Raw genomic sequence first — 26110 nt, forward strand, 5'->3', positions numbered from 1 at the left:
ACAAAGAACGTTTTCTCATTTGCGTGGGCAAAACTAATCCCTTTTTTGCCTTTGTGAAAGCTTTTGCAAACCTTTTTTTATTTTATTTCGCAAAAATCTAACAACCAGTATGTTATTTTTTTATTATTTTTCGTGTAGCATCTAATCCGCCTCCATTTATCTTTACTATATAAATTCCCGAATCCAAATCAATAGTTAAAATAATCACTGTTGTTGTTTTAATTTTATTATTTTTTTTAACTAACTTTCCATTAATATCGAAAATAGCTACGGTCAAGTCTTTTAAGGCGTATTCAGAAGGTATTTGTACGTTAATATATTCTGAAACCGGATTAGGCCAAATTTCTATTTGATTTTTTATTACCTCATTCTTATTCAAAATAGAAATTCCTCCAAATTTTTGATCGCTTATAATTAATGAAAAATCCTGATGTTTATATTTTAAGTTATGTTTGTGAGATATTTCTACTATATAAACTCCTTTTCCAGCATTTTCTATCTCGATTTTCTCTACATTATCTGAATCGTTATTTCCTTTTAAAGGGTAAGGATTTAAAAAATCTTTATTCAATTTCCAAGGCAAATATTCCGTTCCATCTTTTATAACTTTTATATCCAGATCATTTATCAAATTATGTGCACCAACTTCTTCTTCAAAGTTATTCACAGAGTAATCTCCCGCCGGATCTGTCCACGCCAAAGTAAACATTACTTTTTCTTTTTCTTCATTTATTTCTATTTTTTGCACAAAAACCTCACCTTCCAACAAAGTATTTTCCTCTATAAAAGCATTTTTATTTTCAGTACTCTTCATCAATACTACTCCGTTTTTTGCATTAATTAATCCCCATCCAAATTTATGATCTGGTCCTTTTACATTCCCTGCTTTATCTGCTGTATGTATTGCTATTGCTTTTATTGTAGATGCTTTGTATGGCATCTTTTTATTTTCTATCGCCCACTGTTGCCAAAGCAAAATAATTCCCGAAACAACTGGTGTAGCCATAGATGTTCCACTTAAAACTCCATAATAATTATTGACAGAACTCGAATTTAAAGGTTGAGGATTCATATAAATAGAAGAAAACACATCTACACCTTTTGCTACAATATCCGGCTTAATACGAAAATCATTTGTTGGTCCAAAGCTGCTAAAATCGCTCATAACTACACTATTTACTCCTTCATACTTTACCACTTCTTTTACAGCTCCTACAACTATGGCATTTTTTGCATTTGCTGCGCCAAGCAAAAGATCATTTCCTGATTTTTGAGGATTTATAATACCATAATCCTGCCTGTCATTGCCTGCTGCCACAACTGGCTGCAAAAAGGGAAACACAAAAGCTACTTCATCAAAATTTTGTGCATCTTTAGTGTATGCTCCAAAATAATACTCAGGCAATAAGGGGGTTTTATTATTGTCAATTGCAGATATACCATAGGAATGATTAGAGACTAAGATCCCCTGATTACCTATTTCAGTCAATTTAAGAATATCATCATCCCAGTTATAAGACCATATATTTGCCTGTGAAGCAACGCCTCTTGCTTTGGAGTTTATTCCTAAAGCACCTACTGTTCCTGCTACATGAGTTGCATGTAATTTACTATTTTGAAATCCTTCTAACTCTTTGTCATCCATTTTTTCTAAACTGGGCATAGGATCAAAAACTCTGATTTTACTCCCCACTTCCCCTAAAAACTCCTGATGATTTAAAAACGCAGTCTGTCCATCTATTATTGCAACTATCATATTTTGTCCGAACAATTCAACCCCTAATTCTTTTTTTTCTTGTAAAGCATCTACCTGACTTGTTATTCTTGCTCCTTCGTTAAAGGTTGTATAGTAAATCGGAGTTCCAAAATCATCGATTTGCTTTAATTCTAACAATCGTCCACCCTTACTCGCTTTTTTTAACTCTACTCCATACAGTTTGCTATATTCCAGAACCTTTTGACGATCTATTTTTGTTTCCGTTTTTATTTTATCGAACAACTGTCCGCTTGCTGATTTATCATATTTACTTATCAGAGCGTTTCTTACCGCTTTATCTTGCGCCTGAGCTACAGTTCCTATAAACAAAGCGAATGTAAATATATAGAAGAGTTCTTTTTGTCTCATAATCTTTATTTTATGGTGTTGTAAATTTCAACATTTTTTTACAATACATACTTAAAGAACTAATTTTTTAATCCAACTAACTCTTCCAAAGCCGTAAATTACATGTTCTTCTATAAAATTTCTATATATTTGGACAACATCAAAATAATTTTAACTATGAATTTAAAAAGATCGTCCCTAGGCATTGTTGTAGGAGTTTTAGCTTTTTCTACCTCCTGTAATAAAGCAAAAGAAGATGCAATTCCTGACTGGAATAGTGAAAATGCTTTTTTTATAGAAAGTACACTCCCTTACCAAACTGCTGACTTTGACAAAATAAAAAATAAAGATTTTAAACCTGCACTCTTAGAAGGAATGCGCAGACAAATGGAAGCAATCAACAATATCATTACTAATCCAGAAGAACCTACTTTTGATAATACGCTGGTAGAGTTAGAGCGATCCGGGGCGCTCTTAGATCGGGTACGATCTGTTTTTAATCTTTTAATTGGCGCACATACCAATGATGAATTAAAAAGCATAAATAATGAGCTTTCTCCTAAGTTTGCCGCACATAGCGATGCTATTTATTTAAATGACCAACTGTTTGAACGCATCAAAAAATTACATGCTAATAAGACTTCTTTAAATCTCAATCCAGAACAAGAACGACTTTTAGATGTTTATTATCAAAAATTTGAACAAGCCGGAGCTAATTTAAACGCTGACAACAAAGAAAACTTAAAAATGCTTAATCAAGAGATTGCCTCATTAAGTACCAAGTTTGGCGATCAATTATTAGCTGCAACAAAAACAGGAGGAGTTTCTTTCTCTGAAGAAGAGTTAAAAGGATTAAGTACTGAAGAGCTTAACTCTATTAAACAAACCAACGGAAGTTATCTTATACCGTTGAGCAATACTACCCAACAGCCTGATTTGTCTATTTTAGAAAACAGAGCTACTAGAGAAAAATTGTTTAAAGAAGCTTGGATAAGAGCGGAAAAAGGTGATACAAATGATACCAGAGAAACATTGATAAAACTGGCAAAGAAAAGAGCGGAAAAAGCAAAGTTAATGGGCTTTGGTAATTATGCCGAATGGAGTTTACAGGAAACAATGGCTAAAACTCCCGAAAATGCTATCCAAATCTTAAAAGAATTGAGTCCTTATGCAGTTTCAACCGCAAAAAAAGAAGCTAAAGATATCCAAGAATTAATCAATAAATCGGGTGATCCTTTTACTCTTACTGCTGCTGACTGGAATTACTACGCTGAAAAAATCAGAGAAGAAAAATATGCTCTAAATCAAAGTGAGCTTAAACCTTACTTTGAATTGACCGCTGTTTTAGAAAATGGCGTATTTTTCATGGCACAAAAGCTATATGGTTTGTCATTTAAAGAGCGTACAGATATTCCAGTTTGGCAAGAAGATGTAAAAGTTTATGAAATTTTCAATGAAGACAGCAGTCCTCTTGGGTTATTTTATGCAGATTATTTTCAGAGAGATTCCAAAAGAGGCGGTGCCTGGATGAGCAATATTGTAAAACAATCTAAACTATTCGATCAGTTGCCTGTTATTTACAATGTAGGGAACTTTCCAAAGCCAGCTCAAGATCAACCTGCTTTGCTTTCCTTAGACAATGTGGTAACTGTTTTTCATGAATTTGGACACGCTTTACATGGTTTCTTTGCTAATCAAACCTACCCCACTCTTTCAGGAACAAACGTTGCCAGAGATTTTGTTGAGTTTCCATCACAATTCCACGAGCATTTTGTTTTTGAGCCTTCTGTATTAAAAAACTATGCTAAACATTATCAAACAGGAGAAGTTATCCCTGATGAATTACTGGAAAAAATAGAAAAAGCATCCAATTTTAACATTGGATATGATACAGCCGAATTACTTGCTGCTTCTTTAATTGATATGGAATGGCACACTATTAATCCTGATATTGCAATTGAAGATGTTGCAAAATTTGAACAAGCAGCTTTACAAAAATATGGCTTAGATCTACCAATGGTTCCGAGCAGATATCGTTCTTCTTACTTCAGCCATATTTTTGGCGGAGGCTATGCTGCTGGATATTATTCTTACAAATGGTCGGAAATGCTGGATTTTGATGCTTATGAATGGTTGGAAGAAAATGGAGGGATGACGCGCAAAAACGGACAAATTTTAAGAGATAGGGTTTTTTCAAAAGGAAATTCAGAACCTTTAGATGTATTGTATAAAAACTTCAGAGGAAAAGATCCTTCTATCCAAGCATTGTTGAGATATAAAGGCTTTAATTAGGTATTAAAAAACCTCCGAAAAATTTCCGGAGGTTTTTACTTTTATTTTATTCCATTCTGATCCAACCATCGTCTGTACTTTAAACTATTCTGATTGTGTTGTTCTAATGATCTTGCAAATTCATGATAGCCAACTCTGTCTACACTTGCACAAAAATAAATATAATCATGATTCTCAGCATCTAGAACTGCATCTATAGTGGTTTTATCTGGCATAAAAATTGGACCCGGAGGCAATCCAATATTGATATAGGTGTTATATGGTGAAAGTATTTCAGTGTCTTTTCGGTACACTCTATTAATCACTTGGTCAAAATCATCTGTATACATTTTTTTAGCGTATACCACTGTTGGATCTGCCTGTAGCGGCATACCAATTTTTAGTCGATTTAGATACACTCCCGCTACACGAGCCCTCTCATCGTTTTTAGCAGTTTCTTTTTGGACAATTGATGCTAAAATAGTTACTTCTGCCGGTGTTAAATTTAATGATTCTGCCTTTTTTCTTCTTTCCTCATTCCAAAATCTGATATACTCTTTATGCAGTGTATTTCTTATTCGCAAAGGAGACACATTCCAATAAAACTCATATGTTTCTGGCAAATAACATGTTAACGCAGTTTCTTTTGTAAGTTCATTATCTTTCAAAAACTCCTCATCTAAAAAAATTTCCATCATGGATAAACTATCTTGTTCTAATTGCTCTGCAATTCGCGCTGCAAGATTTTCAATGCGTTCCATATTGTTAAAAGTTACTCTTACAGGAACGTTTGCTCTTAACGACTGAATAATATCATAATTAGTCATACCATTGCGCAACTTAAACCGCCCAGCTATTACATTTGTAGTATAATTGCGTTGCTCTGCTATAGATTCAAAGTTTTCGACATTCTTTAAATACGGTGCAAGATGATTTTTAATATCCTGAAAAGAAGATTCACTTTTTACATAAAAGTAATCTTCATTCCAATTTTCTAAATTATCTGAAAAAGCCTTGTTATACCATATATACACATATCCCAACAGTCCAAATGCAACTATAGCTGTCAGAATCATAAGTATTTTGTTTACTTTCATGTTTTTAAAATATTAACTGATACATTACTTCGTCTTTATAGGTATCTCCTACCCTATTCCATTTTTTTTTTACACCAACTTCTGCGAAGCCAAATTTATGAAAAAGCTTTTTGCTGGATGTATTATCTGCGGCAATATTTGCATAAATCTGTTGAAGCAATAAATGCTGGTATGCATAATCTATAACTATTTTTAATGCTTGACTGCCTATACCTTTCATTCTATTGGTATCCCGCTGAATTACGATTCCTATCCCTGCTCTTGCGTTTTTAGGATCGTAATCAAAAATATCTATCAAACCATATACTTCATCCGTTTTTTTATCGCATATAACTAGTCTCAACTGTTTAGCTTCATAAATATCCTGATGAGCATTTTCTAAATATTGTCGAATCAAAAAACGACTGTAAGGGGTTTGTGTATTACTGACTTCCCAAAGTTTTAAATCATTCTCAATTTGATAAACAAACTCCAAATCTTCAGGCTCTAAAGCTCGTAGATAAATGCTTTCTGCTTCTAGTCTCCGTATCATTTTAAATAGCAATTTTTCCCCGAAAAACAAATTCAGCGGGTCCCGTTAAAAAAACATTGCTGTATTTTTGATCAGAGTAATCGAATGAAACTTTTAAACTCCCACCTTCCACATCTATTTTTATTTCCCTAGCATTTGCCTTTCCCAAATCAAACATAGCGATTGCTGCTGCTGTCGCCCCCGTTCCACAGGAAAGTGTTTCATTTTCTACTCCTCTTTCAAAAGTTCTTATCTTAAAATAATTATCTCCCTTTTGTTCAACAAAATTAACATTGGTTCCAGAAGGCATGTAAAATTCGCTTTCTCTTATTTTTTTACCATTATTAAATACATCATAGTATTCAATATCCTGAACTACTTGTATATGATGAGGAGAACCAGTATTTAAAAAGATAAAGTCATCACTTTTATTGATATTTTCAACATCTATCATCTGTAATGAAATATCACCATCCTCATTAATTAATGCCCGATGCTCTCCATCAACGGCTATAAAACGACATTGTTTTTGTATTATTCCCAAGAGGCTCGCAAAAGCAACAATGCACCTTCCTCCGTTTCCGCACATCGAACTTTCTTTCCCATCAGAATTGTAATAAACCATCTTAAAATCAAAGGTATTATCCGTTTCAAGCAAAATTAATCCATCACCTCCTATCCCGAATTTTCGATCACACAAAAAAGACACTAAATCACTGTTTTTTTTGTCAAATATACTTCCTCTATTATCGATCATTACAAAATCATTACCTGTTCCCTGAAACTTATAAAATTCTAACATACAAAATATCTGTTTACTTATTTTACAGCAAAGTTATAAAATATTATGTCTTAATAATTACACTGTTAATCAGAGGTTAAATCCAGACAGATAAAAAATTACTTTTATAACTTTACTCAACAGAACACAATATAACACATTCCATTATGAAAAAAATACTTGGCACTATTTTGATTTGTTTATTTAGTGGAGCTATTACATTAATAGGATATAAATATCTTATAGAAAAACCTTATTCTCCTTTATTTGAAGAGCAAACGACAACCTCCCAATTTGTTCCACAAAACCAAAATCATTCCATATCGAACTACCAAGCTGACTTTACAGGAGCCGCAGAATCTACCGTCAATGCTGTTGTCCACGTTAAAAATCTTAGTTATGTAACTACTCATTCTAATCCGCTTTTAGAATTCTTTTATGGTTATAAAGGCGGTACACAAGCGCAAATAGGGACCGGATCGGGAGTTATTATAGCTGAGGACGGATATATCGTAACCAACAACCATGTTATTGCCAATGCTTCAGAGCTGGAAGTGACGCTTAATGACAATCAGAGTTACAAAGCCAAATTAATCGGAACAGATAAGCAAATGGATATTGCCCTGCTAAAAATAGAACCTAAAGAAAAACTGCCCCATTTAATTTTCGGAAATTCTGATCAAATAAAATTAGGTGAATGGGTTTTAGCAGTTGGTAATCCATATAATCTGACTTCTACAGTTACCGCGGGCATTATTTCTGCTAAAGCAAGAAGCTTATCCAAGACCGGAATTCAGTCTTTTATTCAAACAGATGCTGTAGTTAATCCGGGAAATAGCGGAGGTGCATTAGTAAATGCCTCAGGAGAACTAATAGGCATTAATACTTTAATTTCTTCCAATACCGGTTCATATGTCGGATATTCCTTTGCTGTTCCGTCAAATATAGTTAAAAAAATTGTAGAAGATTTATTAGAATACGGCAATGTACAAAACGGTGTTTTAGGCGTTAGCGGATTTGAAATCAACAATATGACTGCCAAACAGCTAAATACAAAAGCTTCTCGTGGATTTTATGTGCAAAGTGTTATTAAAAACTCCGGAGCGCAAAAATCAGGAATTCAAGCAGGAGATATCATTTCTGCTATAAATGGAAAAAGCATATCTTCGTTCGTGGACATTAAAAATATTTTAAATACTAAACGTCCTAATGATGTAGTTACCGTAAAACTGTTAAGAGATGAGACTGAAAAAACAATGGAAGTCGCCTTGATTAATGCAGAAAATAATACTCTCTTTTATAATGGGTTCGAATTTGAAAACATCACTCCTGAACAAAGAGCTAATTACAAAATCAAGTATGGTGTAAAAATAACAAAAGTAACCAATGAAAAATATTTAGCATACAGAGATGAATTAGAAGGTGCTTTTCTACTATCCGTCAATAATGTAAAAATCAACTCTGTTGATGAAGCTCGTCAGCTATTATCTTCTCAAAGCAATCAACAGCGTACCAAAATGGAAATCCTCAATTCAGCAGGCGAATATATTCGCTTACTAATCTAATAAACAATATATTCACTACTAATTCGTTCTAAATTTTAACATTTGATTAATTCATAAAAAAAGCAGACTTTTGCACTAGTTTTATACAACACAATCTAAATATAATGAAAGATACGAATTTGTACGAAAAAGAATTAGCTTTTCAGGCAGACAGAAGAAAAGCTTGCGTAGAATTTATTAAAATTGTTAGTGACTTATGGTATGATAAATCTATTGAGTTATTAATGTTCCGCAACCAGCTTGTTGATCGCAGTGTAAATGATATCATCAATCTACATGAATATTCTGCTAAATTTGTAGAAAAACCTATCAATATTTTTGATTCCGTTGAAATAGCAAGAGCAATTCAACAAGCAGATTTGCCACCTTCACGGATTGATATTGGTCGTTTAACTTACGAATATCACTTAGAAGACGACCAGCATAACAGTGCTTTAAGTTTTGTTGTAAGCAAACTAAAAGATGCAAAAAACACAGAAGAAATTATACCTAAAGACGTTGTTTTATATGGGTTTGGACGTATTGGTCGTTTACTGGCTCGCGAATTGATGAATAAAGTCGGAAAAGGACAACAAATGCGTCTTCGCGCAATTGTTACCCGTGATAAGAATGATGCTACTTTATTAGAAAAACGCGCATCATTATTAAAGTACGATTCAGTTCACGGAGATTTTGAAGGTGTTGTAAACACTGATCCTGACAACAATGCTTTAATCATCAACGGAACAACTGTTCATATGATTTCTGCAAATACTCCAGAAGAAATAGACTATACTCAATTCGGTATTCACAATGCTTTAATTATAGACAATACTGGTGCTTTTAAAACCGATGAGGATTTAAAACGCCACTTAACTTCTAAGGGAGCTTCAAAAGTATTGTTGACTGCGCCCGGAAAAGGTATACCAAACATTGTACATGGCGTAAATCACAAAGAATATAACCCAGAAACAGTTGATATCTGGTCTGCCGCTTCATGTACCACCAATGCTATTACCCCTATTTTAAAAGTAATAGAAGATAATTTGGGAGTAGTAAAAGGCCACCTTGAAACCATTCACGCTTATACAAATGACCAAAATTTGGTTGACAACATGCACAAAAAATATCGTCGCGGTAGAGCTGCCGCCTTAAACATGGTTATCACTGAAACAGGAGCAGGTAGTGCAGTAGCCAAGGCTTTACCTTCTTTAGCAGGAAAGCTGACTTCAAACGCCATTCGTGTGCCCGTTCCAAATGGTTCATTGGTAGTATTAAATTTAGAAGTAGAAAAACCGACTTCTGTTGAAGAACTGAATAACATTATGCGTAATGCTGCCTTAAACGGAGAGTTAGTAGAACAAATCAAATACTCTATGAATAATGAATTAGTGTCTTCAGATATTGTAGGTACTTCTGCTCCTTCTATTTTTGACAGTAAAGCAACTATCGTTTCTGCAGATGGAAAAAATATTGTAATGTATGTGTGGTATGACAATGAATACGGGTATAGTCATCAAGTTATCCGTTTGGCAAAACACATTGCACAAGTACGACGTTATACTTATTATTAATAAAAAAACACAAATACCTCCCAATTAAAATATATAAAATTGGGAGGCACTATTCTCTTAAAGAAACTATCTACGGATCTCTAAATTTAAAAACACTGTTAAATACAAAAGCCACTTTATCTAGCTGGTAAAGTAGCCTTTTATTTTATTATTTTTATTAAAACAATTAGTTTTGTTTAGTTATTAAGCATAACAGGCATAACCAACATAGTTACCGACTCCCCATCTTCCAATCCGTCTACAGGAGTTAGAATACCTGCCCGGTTTGGCAAAGACATTTCCAATAAAATATCATCCGATTGCAAATTATTCAACATTTCAAGCAAAAAACGAGAATTGAATCCTATCTGCATATCATCTCCTTTATAATCACAAGTTAATCTTTCATCTGCCTTGTTCGAATAATCAATATCTTCGGCTGAAATATTTAATTCCGTTCCAGCTAATTTTAGTCTTATCTGGTGTGTTGTTTTATTGGAATATATTGCAACACGACGAACTGAACTTAAAAACTGAACTCTGTTTAATAGTAATTTGTTAGGATTTTCTTTCGGAATTACAGCCTCATAATTAGGGTATTTTCCATCTATCAAACGACAAGTAAGTGAGTAATTATCAAATGTAAACTGTGCATTTGAATCATTAAATTCAATAACAACATCGGCTCCCGAAGCCATTAAAATATTCTTTAAGATATTTAATGGTTTTTTAGGCATAATAAAACTTGCTTCATTAGAAGAAGTAATATCTGTTCTGGAATACTTTACCAGCTTATGAGCATCGGTAGCAACAAAAATCAAACCCGATGGCGAGAAATTAAAGTATACTCCAGACATTACCGGTCTTAAATCGTCATTCCCTGCCGCAAAAATAGTTTTACTAATAGCTGTTGCCAAAACACCCGCCGGTACTTCTGTTTTTGCCGGATCTTCTAAAGATTCTGCTTTAGGAAACTCATCGCCCTGAGCATAAGCCAATACATACTTTCCAACATCAGAACTTATTTCTATGGTATTATTTTCCTTTATTGAGAAAGTTAAGGGCTGCTCCGGGAAAGTTTTTAAAGTTTCAAGCAATAATTTTGCCGGCACAGCAATACTTCCCTGACTTGTAGATTCAATTTCTAAACTGGCAGACATAGTGGTTTCCAAATCTGATGCAGAAACCTTCAATACATTATTATCTAACTCAAACAAGAAATTATCCAATATATGCAAAGTATTACTGCTATTGATAACACTACCTAAAATTTGCAATTGTTTTAGCAAGTAGGAACTCGATACTATAAATTTCATATTCTATTTCTTTATTTCGTAAAAAATATCTTTACAGTCACAAATATATCAGATAATTACTAATTATAAAAGCTTTTTTAAATTACTTTTTAACAAAAGAACGTCTTCTAAAAAAGGTGAATATAAGACCAAAAACAACAATGAAAAGAACCGGTACCCCAAACGCAATCATTTGTATGTAATTGTAATCTTTATATACTTTTACTTTATCTAACATTGGAATTTTCACTTCTTTGGTTCTTAAATTAATCAACCCCTTATCGTCCATAAGATAATTTACAGAATTCATTATCAATTCTTTATTCCCATAAAGTTTGTTAATCCATTTATCATATCCTAATTCCAATGGCTCGTAGTTCTGATCCAACTGATTTTTAATAATATCGCCATCCGAAATTATAATCATCTTATTTTCTTCACTTTCATACAGCGGTTTATTTACTTTAAAAGGTAAGATTCTGTTTTGAAATACTGATTTAAATTGACCTTCCAATAAAACGCCCAAGATATAGCTGCCTTTATTTTCAAACATTTCAGGGGTACTTTCCTCATTTAAAATATTCAGATCAATTTCTGTCGGAGTACCTACCAACATTGAATATTTAGAAGATTGTAGCAAAACTGTTTTTTTTATACCATTTTTCAGCGTATCCATGGGAGATGCAAAATCAAACTTTACGCCTTCTATGTTTTTAACAATGGGATGGTTAATTTCCGGATAAACAAAAGGTGCAAATTTCCATATAAATTGACCGTATTGCGTCTCGCTTCCCTGTTTTCCAATCGCAATTTTAATCGGTGTAGAAATTTCGTCTTTTACCAAAACAGGATTAATTCTCACTCCATATTTAAACAGCATTTCTCCCAAGCTTTGGTCTTTTGCGTATGCCAACATAGAGCCATTGGTTCTCAAACTGTCAAAATCTGCCTGTACCTGATCCAACAACCATAAAGATTTACCTCCATTCATTATAAATTGATCCAAAACTTCTATTTGTTTCTCTGAAAACTCTTTATTTGGTTTGGCAACAACTATCAAATCAAAATTCTTTAACTCTTCCAATGTTTTTTGAGGATTTGCTGCCACAGAATCCAATGTAAAAGGTGCAATGTGATAATTTTCTCTAACAGTCAATAAAAAATCAGCAATATAGGAATCATCTAATTGTCCATTTCCTTTTAAAATTGCTATACTTTTTTGCTTTTCTGTCGTTATTTTATCAATTGCTTCAGCAAAAGCATATTCCAAATGCTGAACAGAAGTTATAACTTTTTCTTCTGTATTAGCACCAATCATATTCTTTAGAAGCTGTACTTTGGAAGCTTTTTCACCTTGAGAAACAATAGCCCAGGGATAAACTACTTGCTGTGTTTGTGTTCCTTTGTCATTTACAGTTACCGTAACCGGCTTTAATCCATATTCAAAAAGTTCTTGCATTACTTCTTCTTGGGTTGCCCCTTCCTCCAATGGATTTATAAACTGAAACTTGATATTTGAGTTTTGAGTTTCAAATTCCTCCAGCAATTGTTTGGTTTCATTCTGTAAACGTCTGAATTCCTGAGGAAATTTTCCTTCCAAAAAAACATCTATAATCACAGGTTCTTTAACTCTATCAACAATCTCATTGGTTATGGCAGATAAAGTATATCGGCGATCTTGCGTTAAATCAAATCTTTTGTAGAAAAAATTTCCGACAATATTGATTGCTGTCAGCACAATAATGAGCTTTACCAAAGCTAGTATATTCTGTTGGTGATTTTTTTTCATTACTTTCGAATTGTTTTAATTTTAAACACTGTTAAACCTAAAAATGCGACAGCAAACGACACAAAAAACAATAAATCTCTTGTATCTATAACTCCTCTGGATATGCTTCTGAAATGATATTGTAATCCAATTTTTTCAATCCAATTTCCTCCGCTGGCAAAAACCTCTGCCAATTCAGCAATACCTAGTGAAAAAAACACACATAATAAAACCGCAACAATAAAGGAAACAATTTGATTATCCGTTAACGAAGAAGAGAAAACACCAAGGGATGCATAAGCTGCTACTAAAAAAAACAGTCCGAAATAAGATCCTGCTATACTTCCAAAATCAAAAGATTGTCCGGAAAGGGTAAATTCCTTTAATACTAAAACATATATAAAAGTAGGCAATATGGCAATAAGTATTAATATTATAACTCCCAAAAACTTGCCTAAAACAATTTCCCATACCGAAAGTGACTTTGTCAACAACAACTCGATAGTTCCTTGTTTAATTTCTTCTGAAAAACTCTTCATTGTAACCGCAGGAACTAAAAAGATAAGTATCCATGGAGCAATCGAAAAGAAAGGAGACAAATCGGCAAAACTACTTTGGGGAATGTTATATACTCCATCAAAAATCCATAACAAAAGTCCGTTTATTGATAAAAAAACAGCTATTACCAAGTATCCTATTAAAGAGCCAAAAAAAGACTTGATTTCTCTGATGCAAATTGCTTTCATAATTCTGTTTGACTTACTTATTTTAATGATTCGTACTTATCTACACTCCATGCTTCCGCTTTTTGAGCAAAAAGCGTTTTCACATAAGGCCAAACCTCAGCAAATACTTCAGAATACCTGTATTTTTCTAAGTCATTTTCATTTTCCCAAAAACTATAAGTGAAAAATATATTAGATTCTTTTTTATCTTGATAAACTTCTAAAAAACTGCATCCGGGAAAATTTCTGATATCGTATTTTATAGTCTGAAAATAGCTTTTAAAATCTTCAATTTTATCTTTTTTAAACGTCAGTTTTACAATTCTAATAAACATTTAGTTAGTTTTAATAGTTAAATTCATCTTCAAATTCTACCACAATATTATCATTCAGCTGTATATTCATTAGCGACTTAGGCGAACCTCCTGGGTCTTTTTTCTTCGAATATAGCAAAGTTACAAGCAATAAATCTAAATCATTAAATGTAGCCAATAATTCACCAGCTCGTTCTAATAAAGCATTTTCACTCGTCACTTTAAAGTCTGCAAAATACTTATTTATTTTGTTTATCGAACGATCTTTGATGCGAATAGAAAATTTTCTGCCTTTACCTATTCTTTCAAAACTTTCTTTAGTAATATTAGTAATAAGATTTCCGAAAGAATCCTCATATACGACTTTTCCTGTAATTTTATTTCTTTCTAAGTTCAGATTATCTGCCCAACGATTTAATTTATACAGCGATTCAACTGGATTGCCTAACTCAGCTAAACCATATCCTGAAACCAGATGACGAGCACAATCTGCAAAAACAGTACTACTGCATTCATTTTCGTCATTCTCCAGGTATATTGCCTCCTCAAATTCATTATTTCCTAAAATAATACTCAAAACCCCATTATCTGTTGCAATAAAATAATGTCCATCATATTTCACACAAATAGCAGGGCTAAAAGGAGTTATTTCAGCCTTTACAGAAACAATATGAATTGTTTCTTTCGGAAAGTGAGGATAAGCAGCTGACAACACAAAACCTGCTTCTTCAATGTGATAATCTCTAATATTATGTGATATATCCACTAAATTGCATTCTCCAATTTTAGAGTATATTTTCCCTTTTAAAACTGCTGTATAATAATCGGTATATCCAAAATCAGTCGTTAGCGTAATTATTTTCTGCATTGTTTTTTTTCAATATATCTTTAAGAAAATGGATTTTTTATAGTAGATTTGAATATACAAAATTAGTTTATTTTTTTAATTAATTATTATAGCTATTGAACGAAAGAATAATTGAAATTTCAGAAATAAGTCCTAAGGATTTCTGGGGACCGCAAGATATCCATTTAGAATTGCTAAAAAAGCTTTTTCCTAAACTAAAAATTATATCTCGAGGGGCATTGTTAAAAGCATATGGGGAAGAAGAAATTCTCGATGAATTTGAGAAAAAATTTGAAAGATTGCTCAAGTTTTTTTCTAAATACAACCGTATGGACGAAAATACAATTGAAAGAATTGTGATGGACAGCGGCCAACCTCATTCTCAACTCCAAAACGATCAAATTTTAGTACACGGTGTTTCGGGCAAGCTCATTAAAGCCCTAACACCTAACCAGCAAAACTTGGTTAAACAGGTAGAAAAAAATGATATGGTTTTTGCTATCGGACCCGCTGGAACGGGAAAAACCTATACAGGAGTAGCATTAGCTGTAAGAGCACTAAAAAACAAGGAAGTAAAAAGAATTATTCTTACGCGTCCTGCCGTTGAAGCTGGCGAAAATCTTGGCTTTTTACCCGGAGATATGAAAGAAAAACTCGATCCCTATATGCAGCCGCTCTATGATGCCTTACGCGATATGATTCCACCTCAAACGCTCGAAGATTACCTGACAAAAGGAGTTATACAAATTGCTCCATTGGCTTTTATGCGCGGGAGAACTCTTGACAATGCATTCGTTATTTTGGATGAAGCACAAAATACTACCCATTCGCAAATGAAAATGTTCTTAACAAGAATGGGGAAAAATGCAAAATTTATTATCACGGGCGACCCTGGTCAAATTGACTTACCACGGAAAGTAACATCCGGATTAAAAGAAGCACTGTATATCCTGAAAAATATTGAAGGAATTGGTATGCTATACTTAGATGACAAAGATATTGTAAGACACCGATTAGTTAAAAAAATAGTTGATGCCTATAAAACCACTGAAGACAGACCTGACCAAGTATCTATTGAAGACATAAAAAAAGAAAAGGTTGAAAAATAATTTTCAGCCTTTTCTTTCTTATCTTTAAAAGCTTATTGTAAATTATAAGTATCTCTCATAAAGGAAAGCTTAAGTTTACCTTCCTGATATAAAAACAATTCGTCTTCATCCAAAACAAATTTGTCGCAAGCTTCCAACACAGCTAGCAATTCCTTTTCTTGCTGATATGATTCGGTTATATATTCCGGAGCCAAAACAATTTTAAAAAAAACAGCGTCTCCTTCACATCGCAAGTCTCCATATACCATGTGATTACCTCCGCTTCCGGAAAAACTTCTTGTATTGATATCCATACAAATCATCGGGATTTGATTAATTCCCAACTCTTCTATTCTTTTCCCATCATACGTCTGAAAAATCCAATTTCCGGACAAATTATCATTATAAATATAATGTCCAAAGCATGCAAAATCAGAAACATCGTCTTCCATTTCGTGTTTTTTGATAAAACGAACAGCTACAGAATGATCAAATCGTCCATCCATAAAATCTTTTGCCGTTTCATCCTCATATATAACAATCTCTATTTCCTCTTTTTTAGTTGAAGTACGGTAAACTCTACTCTCTCCTTCTATCAAAGGTTCTACATACGGAAAAACAATTTTGTTATTAGGTTTCATACTCGAATACACGATTCCCTTTTTACTGATAGAAATCATTTGCAGGGAATCTTGAGCCAAGGCTTTAAAAAAAGTACCTTCTAAATCGCTCTTATTAAACAGATCCATTTGTTTATTGCTGCCTTCTTTTACATTTTTATTTCCGGAATTATCCATACCGCATGAAGGAAACAAAGAAATTGTTAACGCCAAAATCATATTCTCTTTCTTTTATTAGTGCGCAAAGATAAAATCAACAATACAGCAAATAAAATTAGTCTTTTTATTTAGTATTACTTTAACCTTTAAACGCAATTTTCAACACTTTTTTTATTAATTCAAAGATACAAAAAAAATGATATTTTTATTATTTATTATATTAAATTTATATTAACTATAGCTAAGAATTTAATTCTTAATTAATAGAAGAAAAGAATTTTCAAGTTATTTAACAGCATAAAAAGATTGCCATCTATAAAAAATCACAAATAAAATTCGGCATAAATATTTTTTATAAATAGCTTTATTGATTTTAGCAAATATTAAGCAGAAAAACAAATTTCACCTACAATAATGTTGTTTTATATCCTGTCTGTCTCAGACAAAACATAAAATCATCTTCATTATTACATACGCAATACACTCTTATAGTAGAATTAACTATTTTTTTAAAAATTGGTTTAAAGCTTTTAGGCAACGAAAGGTAAAACGCATCCATATTTTTATCGCTTATTGAATAACTTGGATCCACATCAATGGATACTAAAACCACAAATTCATTGGATTTTAATTCTATTGGTAATTTCATACTTTTGTGTAATTAATATTATCAGCTCTAAATTATAAAAAAATAATTATTTAAAACAATTTCTGCTAAAAATATATTGAATTAAACTCTATTACCCATTATTCAAAACATATACAGATTTTATCCCATTATCTAATAGATTCATTTGTAAAATAATCAGAGGTAATTTTGTTCAAAATGTTTTATTTTTGTTTATTGTATTTTTAGTAAGCATAAAAACAATTAGATAATGCAAAACATTCCTAGTGTTGACTTACGTGATTTCCTATCGGACGACCCGGTACGTAAACAAAATTTTGTAAATGAAATCGGAAAAGCATACGAAGACATCGGATTCGTAGCGTTAAAAGGACACTTTCTAAACGATCAATTAGTAGGTGATTTATACAGAGAAGTCCGCAATTTTTTCAATCTTCCTCTCGAAGTAAAAGAACAGTACGAAATACCGGGAATAGGCGGACAACGCGGGTATGTTTCTTTTGGAAAAGAGCATGCTAAAGGCAGAACAGAAGGAGATTTAAAAGAGTTTTGGCATTTTGGGCAATATGTAGAAGACAATTACGAACTAGAAACATCTTATCCTAAAAATGTAGAGGTAAAAGAGTTGCCTGAGTTTAATGTTATTGGAAAAGAAACGTATAAAATGTTGGAGAAAACAGGAATATACGTTTTAAGAGCCTTGTCTTTATTCCTCAATTTAGATGAGTTTTATTTTGATAAATACATTAAAAACGGAAATAGCATTTTACGACCTATTCACTACCCTCCTATTATGTCGGAACCTAAAAAAGCGGTTAGAGCTGCTGCGCATGGAGACATTAATCTCATTACCCTATTAATGGGGGCTCAGGGAAAAGGACTTCAGGTTCAAAATCACGACGGAGAGTGGATTGATGCAATTGCAGCAGATGACGAATTAGTAATAAACGTTGGAGATATGTTGTCAAGACACTCTAACAACAGATTAAAATCTACAATTCATCAGGTTGTAAATCCTCCTAAAGAATTGTGGCATACCTCCCGGTATTCTATTCCATTTTTTATGCACCCTGTTAGTGATATGCCATTGGATTGTTTAGAAAACTGTATTGATGATAATCATCCCAAACTTTACGAAAATATTACTGCAGGAGAATTTCTCCATCAGCGTCTAATAGAACTCGGATTAATCAAATAGTATTAGAACTACTAAAACGAGGGTTTAAATACCCTCGTTTTAGACTATTATTTAGCTTTATATTTTATTTTTTCTTTATAAAGACATTTCAAAACATTATCTTTGAATATATTCAAAGTACTTTTTCATGAGTAAAAAAATAAGCAGTTTTGAAGATCTTGGCGGATTTGTTTTTTCTACAAATAAGGATTTTTCATTTGAACAAGAAGAAGGAGTAACAACCTTACCGCCGCATCAGCAAAAACTAGAAGCTCATTTAGACAAAAAAAACCGAGGCGGAAAAATAGCTACTCTCATCACCGGATTTGAAGGAACAGACCATGATTTAAAAATATTGGCAAAATCGCTGAAAACTTTATGTGGTGTTGGAGGAAGTGTTAAAAATGGCGAAATTATAATTCAAGGAAATTTTAGAGATAAAATAATGGATTTTTTAAAAAAAGAAGGCTACAAAGTGAAACGTGTAGGCGGATAAAAACCAGAAGACTATGCAAATAAAATCATCCGAATTAATTTTAAATCCAGACGGAAGCGTATATCATTTAAATTTGAAACCTGAAAATATAGCTCCAAATATCATTTTTGTTGGAGACCAATATAGAGTAGAGCGCATTTCAAAACACTTTGATAAAATTGAATTTGAAACTCAAAAAAGAGAATTCAAAACGCATACAGGAAACTATAAAGGAACAAGATTCTCAGTTATCTCAACCGGCATCGGTCCTGATAATATAGATATTGTTGTCAACGAAATTGATGCTTTATTTAATATCGATTTTAAGACTAGAACCATCAAAGAAAAACTTACTACTGTAAACATAGTTCGCATTGGCACCTCTGGTTCTCTGCATTCCGATATCCCGGTTAACAGCTTTGTTCTTTCAAAATACGGTTTGGGTTTAGATAATATGATGCGTTCATATATTATTGATTCCATTACTAATTCTGAAATGGAAGAAGCTTTTATCCAGCATACGCAGTGGGATTTAAAAAAAGGACGTCCTTATTTTATAAAAAACAGCTCTGTTTTAGAAAAAAAGCTAATAAGCGATACAATATTTACCGGAATAACTGCTACGGCAGCGGGATTTTATGGTCCTCAAGGCAGGATTCTGCGATTGCCTATTCAAGATACGAATTTAAACCACAAAATTGACACTTTTAAATTTAACAAACAAAGGGTAACAAATCTTGAAATGGAAACCTCTGCTATTTATGGATTGTGTAAATTACTCGGACATCATGCGGTTTCTATGAACACAATAATAGCCAATAGAGCTAATGGAACTTTTTCTGATAATCCATATGAGGCAGTAGATGCTTTAATTCTATATACCCTGAATAAACTTAGCCAAAACTAATATTAAATTGCAAGTAGATTCATCAAACAATAGAGCAAATCTTATTTACAAGTAATATATACCCGATAATATATTTCTCTTTCAAGATTAGGTAATCTTTAAAGGAAATAAAAACCAATTCAAATTTTATTTCTTAACAAACCAAACAAAAGCTACTTAATTTAACTAATAAATAAAATATATTAAACATTTTTAATTCATTATTCTTTTTATTTTTAATAATAATAAATATTCTTATTTTTATGGAGTTTAATTTTTATTTAAAATGACGAAAGAAGACTCGCACCTAGAGAGAATAAAATTTAATCCATATAAGGATAAAATCATTTCAGCAGCTGAAGCTGCTTTACTCATTCCAGATCAGGCCGTCGTTGGGGCAAGCGGATTTACAAAAGCTGGGGACAGCAAATCGGTTTTACCAGCATTTGCGGAGCGTGCAGCTAAGGAAAATGTAGCCATTACATTAATTACCGGAGCATCATTAGGACAAACCACCGATGCTGATTTAGCCAATAACAATGCGCTTATAAAGAGAATGCCTTTTCAAGCTGACTCTATACTCAGAAAAAGCATTAATGAAGGAAAGGTTAAATATGTAGACCAACACCTCAGCGAAACGATTGAACAACTGCAAGAAGGACATATTCCTCAGGTAGATATTGCTATTATTGAGGCAACGTATATTGACCAAAACGGTTATATTATACCTACTACTTCCATCGGAAATTCAGCTTATTTTGCCACTGTTGCTCCAAAAATTATTATTGAAGTAAACAATGCTATTCCAATTTCTATCTGTGGCATTCACGACAACTGCGTCCCTTTGGAACAGCCTAGAAGAGCAGCCATTCCAATTCATAACGTAAAAGACAAAATAGGTGAGTCGTTTATTCGTCTTAATCCGGAAAACGTTATAGCGGTTGTGCTATCAAATATTGAAGATACACCCGCTCAACTCTCGGAACCAGATGAAAAAACAATAGCAATATCCAAGCATCTGCTCCACTTTTTTGAACAAGAAGTAAAAAAAGGAAAACTTACTTATTCTTTACTCCCTCTTCAGGCAGGAATTGGAAAAGTTGCCAATGCAGTTTTAACTGGTTTCCTACACGGACCTTTTGAAAACTTAACAATGTATTCCGAAGTTCTTCAGGACAGTACTTTTGAACTGATAGACTCAGGAAAAATGACATTTGCATCAGGATCATCAATTACAGTTACGCAAGAATGCTATAGTCGCCTTCTTCAAAATATAGATCAATACAAAGATAAATTAATACTCAGACCCCAAAATATCAGCAACGCTCCTGAAGTAATACGTCGGTTGGGTATCATAGCCATTAATACAGCTATTGAATTTGACATTTATGGCAACGTTAACTCCACGCATATCGGAGGCAACAAGATGATGAACGGAATAGGCGGTTCCGGTGATTTTGCTAGAAATGCTTATCTGAGTATTTTTGTAACTCAAGCCGCTTCAAAAAATAATAATGCAATTTCTCATGTTTTACCAATGGTTTCTCATGTTGATCATACAGAACACGATGTAGATATTCTTGTAACAGATCAAGGATTAGCGGATTTAAGAGGACTATCGCCTAGAGAAAGAGCCGAAGTTATTATTAACAACTGCGTCCACCCCGATTACAAAGAAGAATTGAAAGATTACTTTGAAAGAGCCAAAAAACAAGGAGGTCATACTCCGCACCTTTTAGAAGAAGCCTTTAAGTTCCATATTCGTTTTAAAGAAACGGGCACTATGAAAACAAAATAATCGCCACAATCAAACTCCTCTATTACTACGAGGAGTTTTTTATTTATTTTACCATTTTATTCGCATTAAAGCAATTTTCATTTTGTTATCTTAGCGTAAAAATGAAGAAGATTAAAAATGAAAAAAATAACTGTTGTCGGCGTGCCCGAACATTTTAACCTGCCTTGGCACTTGTGTATTGAAAATAATGAATTTAACGAGATTGGAGTTGATCTTCAATGGATAGATATTCCTGAAGGAACAGGAAAAATGTGTCAAATGTTGCGGAATAATGAAACTGATTTAGCTATTATATTGACAGAAGGTATTATTAAAGACATTGCCAAAGGTAATCCGTCAAGCCTTATCCAACAGTACGTTTCTACTCCTTTACTTTGGGGAATCCACGTGGCAGAAAGTTCTCCTTTTCAAAATATTACAGATTTAGAAAACAAGCGAATTGCAATTAGCAGATACGGCTCAGGATCGCACTTAATGGCTATTGTACATGCCAAAAAAATGGGATGGGATACTGATACGTTAAATTTTATAGAAGTAAATACAATAGACCATGCTGTAGAAGCTTTGACCAATGAGAAAGCTGATTATTTTATGTGGGAGCGCTTTATGACCAAGCCTTTGGTTGATCAAAAAATATTCAGACGAATTGGAGAGTGTCCTACTCCATGGCCTTCATTTGTTATTGCAGGTCGTCAAAAATTTCTGCAAGAAAACAAAGCTTTAGTCGAAAATGTATTGGAAATCATAAACCGAACTACTTTAGAATTTAAATTGATACCGAGTATAGACCGTACACTATCTGAAAGGTATAACCAGAAAGCAGAAGATATCAAAGAATGGCTTAAATTGACCAGCTGGTCACAAAAACAATTGTCTCCAGATGCTTTTTCCGCCGTTCAAAATCAACTGGCAGAACTTAATCTCATAGAAAAAACGTTAGATTACAGTCAAGCTATTTTTAAGATGTGATGATCAAAAACAATGGTAAATAACGAGATTAGTTCAAATAATAAAATAAAAAAATGGTACCATTATCTAAGGATTCCCAATCCTTGGGATAATATTATTATTTTGATATTAAATATTTTGATTACTATTCCTATATTTATCATTGCTCACCAAAACATCAACGACCCCAACTGGCCTTATCACTTAGACAGGATTCTTTTATTCATTGGGATTATAGGAATATTGCAATATATTCTTCAAAAAATGAAAACAATCCTTCTGATTACAATTTTCATTTATTTGGGATTTCTAGTTTGGGGGAGTATTTTTGGAGGATATGGTTATCAGGCAATTTATGAAGATTACAGGGCAATGGTATATAGTATGGCAGAAAACCCTGCTCCTCAAGACATTATTATTGCTAAATTACTACCGTTTCCAAATAAATCAAAAATAATAAAGGCCTCCGAATATGATAATCCTGCGGTTAGAAATTTTGCTTTATTAGCCACCACCAAACATTTCACAAAAATAAAAGGTTATCACGAATACAGACAGATTATACAATCCTTAGCTATTTTTAAAGAAATACGAAGTCGGTGGAACTATGTAAATGATCCCAAAGGAAGAGAATATATCGCTACTGCTTCAGAATCATTGCTTCATTTTTCAGGAGATTGTGATGATTATTCCGTTCTTATGGCAGCCTGCATAAGAGCCATTGGCGGTACTCCTCGCTTTATTCATACTAAAGAACACATGTACCCGGAAATGCTGATCGACAATAAAGCTAATCTTGAACAAGTAATTTATTTGATTAAGGAAGTTTTATTCAAAGAAGAAAGTCAAGGCAAGGAAATCAATTATCACATTGATGAAAGAGGGCAAATCTGGCTAAACTTAGACTATACTGCCCGGTACCCCGGCGGACCGTTTATGTCAGAAGAAATATTGGGACAATTAACACTAAATTAAAAATCTATGAATAATATAAATACAACTCCTTTAATTATAGGAAGTATATATGGAGCTATATCCGTTATTTTAGGTGCATTTGCAGCACATGCTCTTAAAAAGAAGATGAAACCTTCTTTACTTGCTAGTTTTGAAACCGGAGTAAAATATCAAATGTATCATGCTTTATTATTGGTTACTTTGGGTCTTATGCCACAAAACAATAAATTAACCAACGTTGCAAATCTTATAAGTATTGGAGTATTCTTATTCTCCTTCAGCATTTATGGACTTACTTTAAGCGCCACGTTCAGTAAAAAAATAAAAGTATTAGGTCCCATTACTCCTATAGGAGGGCTTTGTCTGGTAGCCGGTTGGTGTATGCTTGCCTATTACTTTATGACGCTGTAATTTTTATTTTTTTGTGAAATAAAACTGTATCCTAATATTTTTTAATATATTTGATTATTAACTTGAGTTGTTAAAAGCTCAAAAAATTAAACAGAAATTTAAATTCAATGAAAAAAATTTTCACAGTTATAGGAGCTGTTACTTTATTAGCTTCTTGTAACAATACCCCAAAAGGATTCACAATTAAAGGTGAAACGAAAGGAATTGCTGATGGCTCAAAAGTTTATATTGAGCAAATTGATCCTACAACAGGACAACCAAATGCAGTTGACTCTACCGATGTAAAGAACAATTCTTTTACTTTTAAAGGAGACGCACAACACCCGGACTTAAATTTAATTCATTTTGCAGACGGTGAAGGCAGAGTTCCTGTTATTGTAGAAAATGGTAATATTAAAGTTGTTTTTGATAAAGAAAATACTGAAAACAACAAAGCTACAGGTACAGCTAACAATGATGAATTCGTTTCTTTTTCAGAAAAATCAACTGAAATAGATAAAAAGATCATGGCTTTCCAAGAAGAAAACCAAGAAATCTATATGAAAGCAAAAGAAGAGAATGATGAGGCAAAACTAGATGAAATTATGGATAAACTGTATGCTTTATACGATAAAAAGGACAGCTTCGTAGAAGAATACTTAGAAAAAAACCCTAAATCTTTTACAACTCTTTTCATTGTGACACAACAAGCTCCTAATGGAGGAATTTCTAAAGAAGAAGCTCTAGAATATTATAACAATTTTGACGAGCACCTTAAACAGTCTAAAATTGGAATGGCTCTAAAAACAACTTTAGACCAAATTCCGGATGCCAAAATAAAAGTAGGAGATAAAGCTCCTGATTTTTCAGCAAAAACTCCTACAGGAACAGACTTGTCTTTAAATGAGTCTTTAGGAAAAGTAACTATTATTGATTTTTGGGCTTCATGGTGTGGTCCTTGTCGTAAAGAAAATCCAAAAGTAGTGGCCTTATATAATCAATATCATGATAAAGGACTAAACATCATTGGGGTTTCATTAGATAAAGAAGATGCTAAATGGAAAGAAGCTATTGAAAAAGATCAGCTCACATGGAATCATGTTTCTAACTTAATGTTTTGGCAAGATCCAATTGCTCAGGAATATGAAGTACGCGCTATTCCTGCTACTTTTATCTTAGATGAAAACGGTATTGTAGTTGCTAAAAACCTAAGAGGAAAAAAGCTAGAAAATAAAATTAAAGAATTACTTTCTAAATAAACACTAAAAAAGCTAGCCATATGGCTAGGAGTGGTCGGAAGAAATTCTGACCACTCTTTTTTTATATAATAGGTATTTTGCTAGGGTCTTCTCCAGTTAAATCAATTGTAGACTTCCCTAAAAATCGGACAGTTTTTGATTCGAAATTATTAACTTTAAACAAAACTGTCAATTATGAAAACAAGTAATTTTAGCGAGAGCCAAATAATTAAAGCTCTCAAAAAAAATGAGCAGGGAAGATCGGTAAGTGAAATCTCTCGAGAATTAGGTATCGATAAGAGTACGTTTTACTATTGGAAAAAGAAGTATGGTGGAATGGAAAAACAAGAGTTGAAGCGTTTAAAAGAACTTGAAGAAGAAAATCTCAAGCTCAAACAGATGTATGCTGATGTTAGTTTAGACAATAAAATGCTCAAAGATATTCTGTCAAAAAAGTTCTAAGCTCAGCAGATAAAATAAATAAACCACTATGGACTTTCAGTCCATAGTTTGTTAAAGCAGACTAAAGTCTGCCTGGGTGGAGAAACTTACTCAAGTATAAAAAGTTACCTTCATTATCATTTGGTTTGCGGTGATGCTCTAAATATTCATTTAACCTGAGTTCGATTAATATTAATGCATAAAAAAAGGTAAAAATCCGTATATTTAAGTATCTGAAATTTAAATCTATAAAAGATTTTTATCTATGATTTGTTTCGATAAAATTACTGATATTTTTTGTATTGTAGATGAGTTCTGCAAAGATTTTAAAAATTCTACTAAATCATTTCTTTTAGGGAGCTCTTCAAAACGCCCACCTAGAATGTCTAAATCTGAAGTAATGACCATTTATCTTCTATTTCATTTAAGTGGTTTTCGTTGTTTTAAGCATTTTTATATTTATTATGTTCAAAAACATATGACTAAAGAATTTCCTAA

The 26110-nt window shown here is 32.8% G+C and carries 23 protein-coding genes and 2 pseudogenes; 14 read left to right on the forward strand and 11 right to left on the reverse strand.

Annotation, left to right across the window (positions count from 1 at the left end; translation table 11 throughout):
- Nucleotides 1–112: 112 nt before the first annotated feature.
- Complete coding sequence (locus C8P70_RS12445; protein ID WP_133713643.1) at nucleotides 113–2125, reverse strand: S8 family serine peptidase; 2013 nt, start codon at nucleotides 2123–2125, stop codon at nucleotides 113–115.
- Between the two features lie 156 nt (nucleotides 2126–2281).
- Here C8P70_RS12445 and C8P70_RS12450 point away from each other — a divergent pair, with 156 nt between their 5' ends.
- A complete protein-coding gene (locus tag C8P70_RS12450; RefSeq protein ID WP_133713644.1) occupies nucleotides 2282–4396 on the forward strand; it encodes a M3 family metallopeptidase in 2115 nt (704 codons plus the stop codon).
- A gap of 41 nt (nucleotides 4397–4437) precedes the next feature.
- On the opposite strand, the gene mltG is transcribed toward C8P70_RS12450, so the two are convergent.
- The 3 genes from mltG to dapF are packed head-to-tail and all read right to left on the reverse strand — an operon-like array spanning nucleotide 4438 to nucleotide 6785.
- Nucleotides 4438–5472: an endolytic transglycosylase MltG gene (mltG, locus tag C8P70_RS12455; protein WP_133713645.1), complete on the reverse strand. Its 1035-nt coding sequence runs from the start codon at nucleotides 5470–5472 to the stop codon at nucleotides 4438–4440.
- A gap of 4 nt (nucleotides 5473–5476) precedes the next feature.
- Complete coding sequence (locus tag C8P70_RS12460) at nucleotides 5477–6001, reverse strand: GNAT family N-acetyltransferase (RefSeq protein ID WP_133713666.1); 525 nt, start codon at nucleotides 5999–6001, stop codon at nucleotides 5477–5479.
- Between the two features lie 4 nt (nucleotides 6002–6005).
- Nucleotides 6006–6785, reverse strand: coding sequence for a diaminopimelate epimerase (gene dapF / locus C8P70_RS12465; protein ID WP_133713646.1), 780 nt, complete (start codon nucleotides 6783–6785; stop codon nucleotides 6006–6008).
- A 146-nt stretch (nucleotides 6786–6931) separates the two neighbouring features.
- On the opposite strand from dapF, the gene C8P70_RS12470 reads away from it, so the two are divergent.
- The gene (locus C8P70_RS12470; RefSeq protein ID WP_133713647.1) at nucleotides 6932–8329 is read left to right on the forward strand and encodes a trypsin-like peptidase domain-containing protein; all 1398 of its coding nucleotides are present in this window, start codon (nucleotides 6932–6934) and stop codon (nucleotides 8327–8329) included.
- A 104-nt stretch (nucleotides 8330–8433) separates the two neighbouring features.
- Entirely contained in the window at nucleotides 8434–9882 is a 1449-nt protein-coding gene (locus C8P70_RS12475) for a glyceraldehyde-3-phosphate dehydrogenase (RefSeq protein ID WP_133713648.1), read from the forward strand.
- 176 nt (nucleotides 9883–10058) lie between these two features.
- Here the strand turns inward: C8P70_RS12475 and dnaN are convergent, their stop codons facing one another.
- The 5 genes from dnaN to C8P70_RS12500 form a co-directional block, all read right to left on the reverse strand.
- Nucleotides 10059–11177: a DNA polymerase III subunit beta gene (dnaN, locus tag C8P70_RS12480; protein ID WP_133713649.1), complete on the reverse strand. Its 1119-nt coding sequence runs from the start codon at nucleotides 11175–11177 to the stop codon at nucleotides 10059–10061.
- Nucleotides 11178–11259: 82 nt separating this feature from the next.
- Nucleotides 11260–12945: a gliding motility-associated ABC transporter substrate-binding protein GldG gene (gldG, locus tag C8P70_RS12485; protein WP_133713650.1), complete on the reverse strand. Its 1686-nt coding sequence runs from the start codon at nucleotides 12943–12945 to the stop codon at nucleotides 11260–11262.
- Complete coding sequence (gene gldF / locus C8P70_RS12490) at nucleotides 12945–13670, reverse strand: gliding motility-associated ABC transporter permease subunit GldF (RefSeq protein ID WP_133713651.1); 726 nt, start codon at nucleotides 13668–13670, stop codon at nucleotides 12945–12947. The genes gldG and gldF overlap by 1 nt, the downstream gene beginning before the upstream one ends.
- A gap of 17 nt (nucleotides 13671–13687) precedes the next feature.
- On the reverse strand, nucleotides 13688–13984 hold the full coding sequence (locus tag C8P70_RS12495) for a putative quinol monooxygenase (protein ID WP_133713652.1): 297 nt from the start codon (nucleotides 13982–13984) through the stop codon (nucleotides 13688–13690).
- A gap of 10 nt (nucleotides 13985–13994) precedes the next feature.
- The gene (locus C8P70_RS12500; RefSeq protein ID WP_133713653.1) at nucleotides 13995–14831 is read right to left on the reverse strand and encodes an SAM hydrolase/SAM-dependent halogenase family protein; all 837 of its coding nucleotides are present in this window, start codon (nucleotides 14829–14831) and stop codon (nucleotides 13995–13997) included.
- Between the two features lie 95 nt (nucleotides 14832–14926).
- Here C8P70_RS12500 and C8P70_RS12505 point away from each other — a divergent pair, with 95 nt between their 5' ends.
- Complete coding sequence (locus C8P70_RS12505; protein WP_133713654.1) at nucleotides 14927–15919, forward strand: PhoH family protein; 993 nt, start codon at nucleotides 14927–14929, stop codon at nucleotides 15917–15919.
- A 32-nt stretch (nucleotides 15920–15951) separates the two neighbouring features.
- On the opposite strand, the gene C8P70_RS12510 is transcribed toward C8P70_RS12505, so the two are convergent.
- Nucleotides 15952–16737, reverse strand: a complete 786-nt coding sequence (locus C8P70_RS12510; RefSeq protein WP_133713655.1) for a hypothetical protein — start codon at nucleotides 16735–16737, stop codon at nucleotides 15952–15954.
- A 346-nt stretch (nucleotides 16738–17083) separates the two neighbouring features.
- Complete coding sequence (locus tag C8P70_RS12515) at nucleotides 17084–17326, reverse strand: hypothetical protein (protein WP_133713656.1); 243 nt, start codon at nucleotides 17324–17326, stop codon at nucleotides 17084–17086.
- 229 nt (nucleotides 17327–17555) lie between these two features.
- Between C8P70_RS12515 and C8P70_RS12520 the strand changes: the two genes are divergently transcribed.
- The 10 genes and pseudogenes from C8P70_RS12520 to C8P70_RS13920 form a co-directional block, all read left to right on the forward strand.
- Nucleotides 17556–18503, forward strand: a complete 948-nt coding sequence (locus C8P70_RS12520) for an isopenicillin N synthase family dioxygenase (protein WP_133713657.1) — start codon at nucleotides 17556–17558, stop codon at nucleotides 18501–18503.
- Nucleotides 18504–18630: 127 nt separating this feature from the next.
- A complete protein-coding gene (locus C8P70_RS12525; RefSeq protein WP_133713658.1) occupies nucleotides 18631–18978 on the forward strand; it encodes a translation initiation factor in 348 nt (115 codons plus the stop codon).
- Nucleotides 18979–18991: 13 nt separating this feature from the next.
- Nucleotides 18992–19864: a nucleoside phosphorylase gene (locus tag C8P70_RS12530; protein WP_133713659.1), complete on the forward strand. Its 873-nt coding sequence runs from the start codon at nucleotides 18992–18994 to the stop codon at nucleotides 19862–19864.
- Between the two features lie 265 nt (nucleotides 19865–20129).
- The gene (locus C8P70_RS12535) at nucleotides 20130–21641 is read left to right on the forward strand and encodes a succinate CoA transferase (protein WP_133713660.1); all 1512 of its coding nucleotides are present in this window, start codon (nucleotides 20130–20132) and stop codon (nucleotides 21639–21641) included.
- A 117-nt stretch (nucleotides 21642–21758) separates the two neighbouring features.
- Nucleotides 21759–22610 carry a substrate-binding domain-containing protein gene (locus C8P70_RS12540; RefSeq protein WP_133713661.1) on the forward strand — a complete coding sequence of 284 codons (852 nt, stop codon included), beginning with the start codon at nucleotides 21759–21761 and terminating at the stop codon, nucleotides 22608–22610.
- Nucleotides 22611–22622: 12 nt separating this feature from the next.
- On the forward strand, nucleotides 22623–23564 hold the full coding sequence (locus tag C8P70_RS12545; RefSeq protein WP_133713662.1) for a transglutaminase domain-containing protein: 942 nt from the start codon (nucleotides 22623–22625) through the stop codon (nucleotides 23562–23564).
- Nucleotides 23565–23570: 6 nt separating this feature from the next.
- Nucleotides 23571–23954 carry a DUF423 domain-containing protein gene (locus tag C8P70_RS12550; protein ID WP_133713663.1) on the forward strand — a complete coding sequence of 128 codons (384 nt, stop codon included), beginning with the start codon at nucleotides 23571–23573 and terminating at the stop codon, nucleotides 23952–23954.
- Between the two features lie 107 nt (nucleotides 23955–24061).
- Nucleotides 24062–25192 (forward strand): TlpA disulfide reductase family protein, encoded by a 1131-nt coding sequence (locus tag C8P70_RS12555; protein WP_133713664.1) that lies wholly within the window; start codon nucleotides 24062–24064, stop codon nucleotides 25190–25192.
- Nucleotides 25193–25366: 174 nt separating this feature from the next.
- Nucleotides 25367–25627, forward strand: a pseudogene (locus C8P70_RS12560) (transposase); the annotation flags it as partial.
- Nucleotides 25628–25877: 250 nt separating this feature from the next.
- Nucleotides 25878–26110: pseudogene (locus tag C8P70_RS13920) on the forward strand (IS982 family transposase); the annotation flags it as partial.

Source organism: Myroides indicus, from assembly GCF_004364575.1.
GTDB lineage: Bacteria > Bacteroidota > Bacteroidia > Flavobacteriales > Flavobacteriaceae > Flavobacterium > Flavobacterium indicum_A.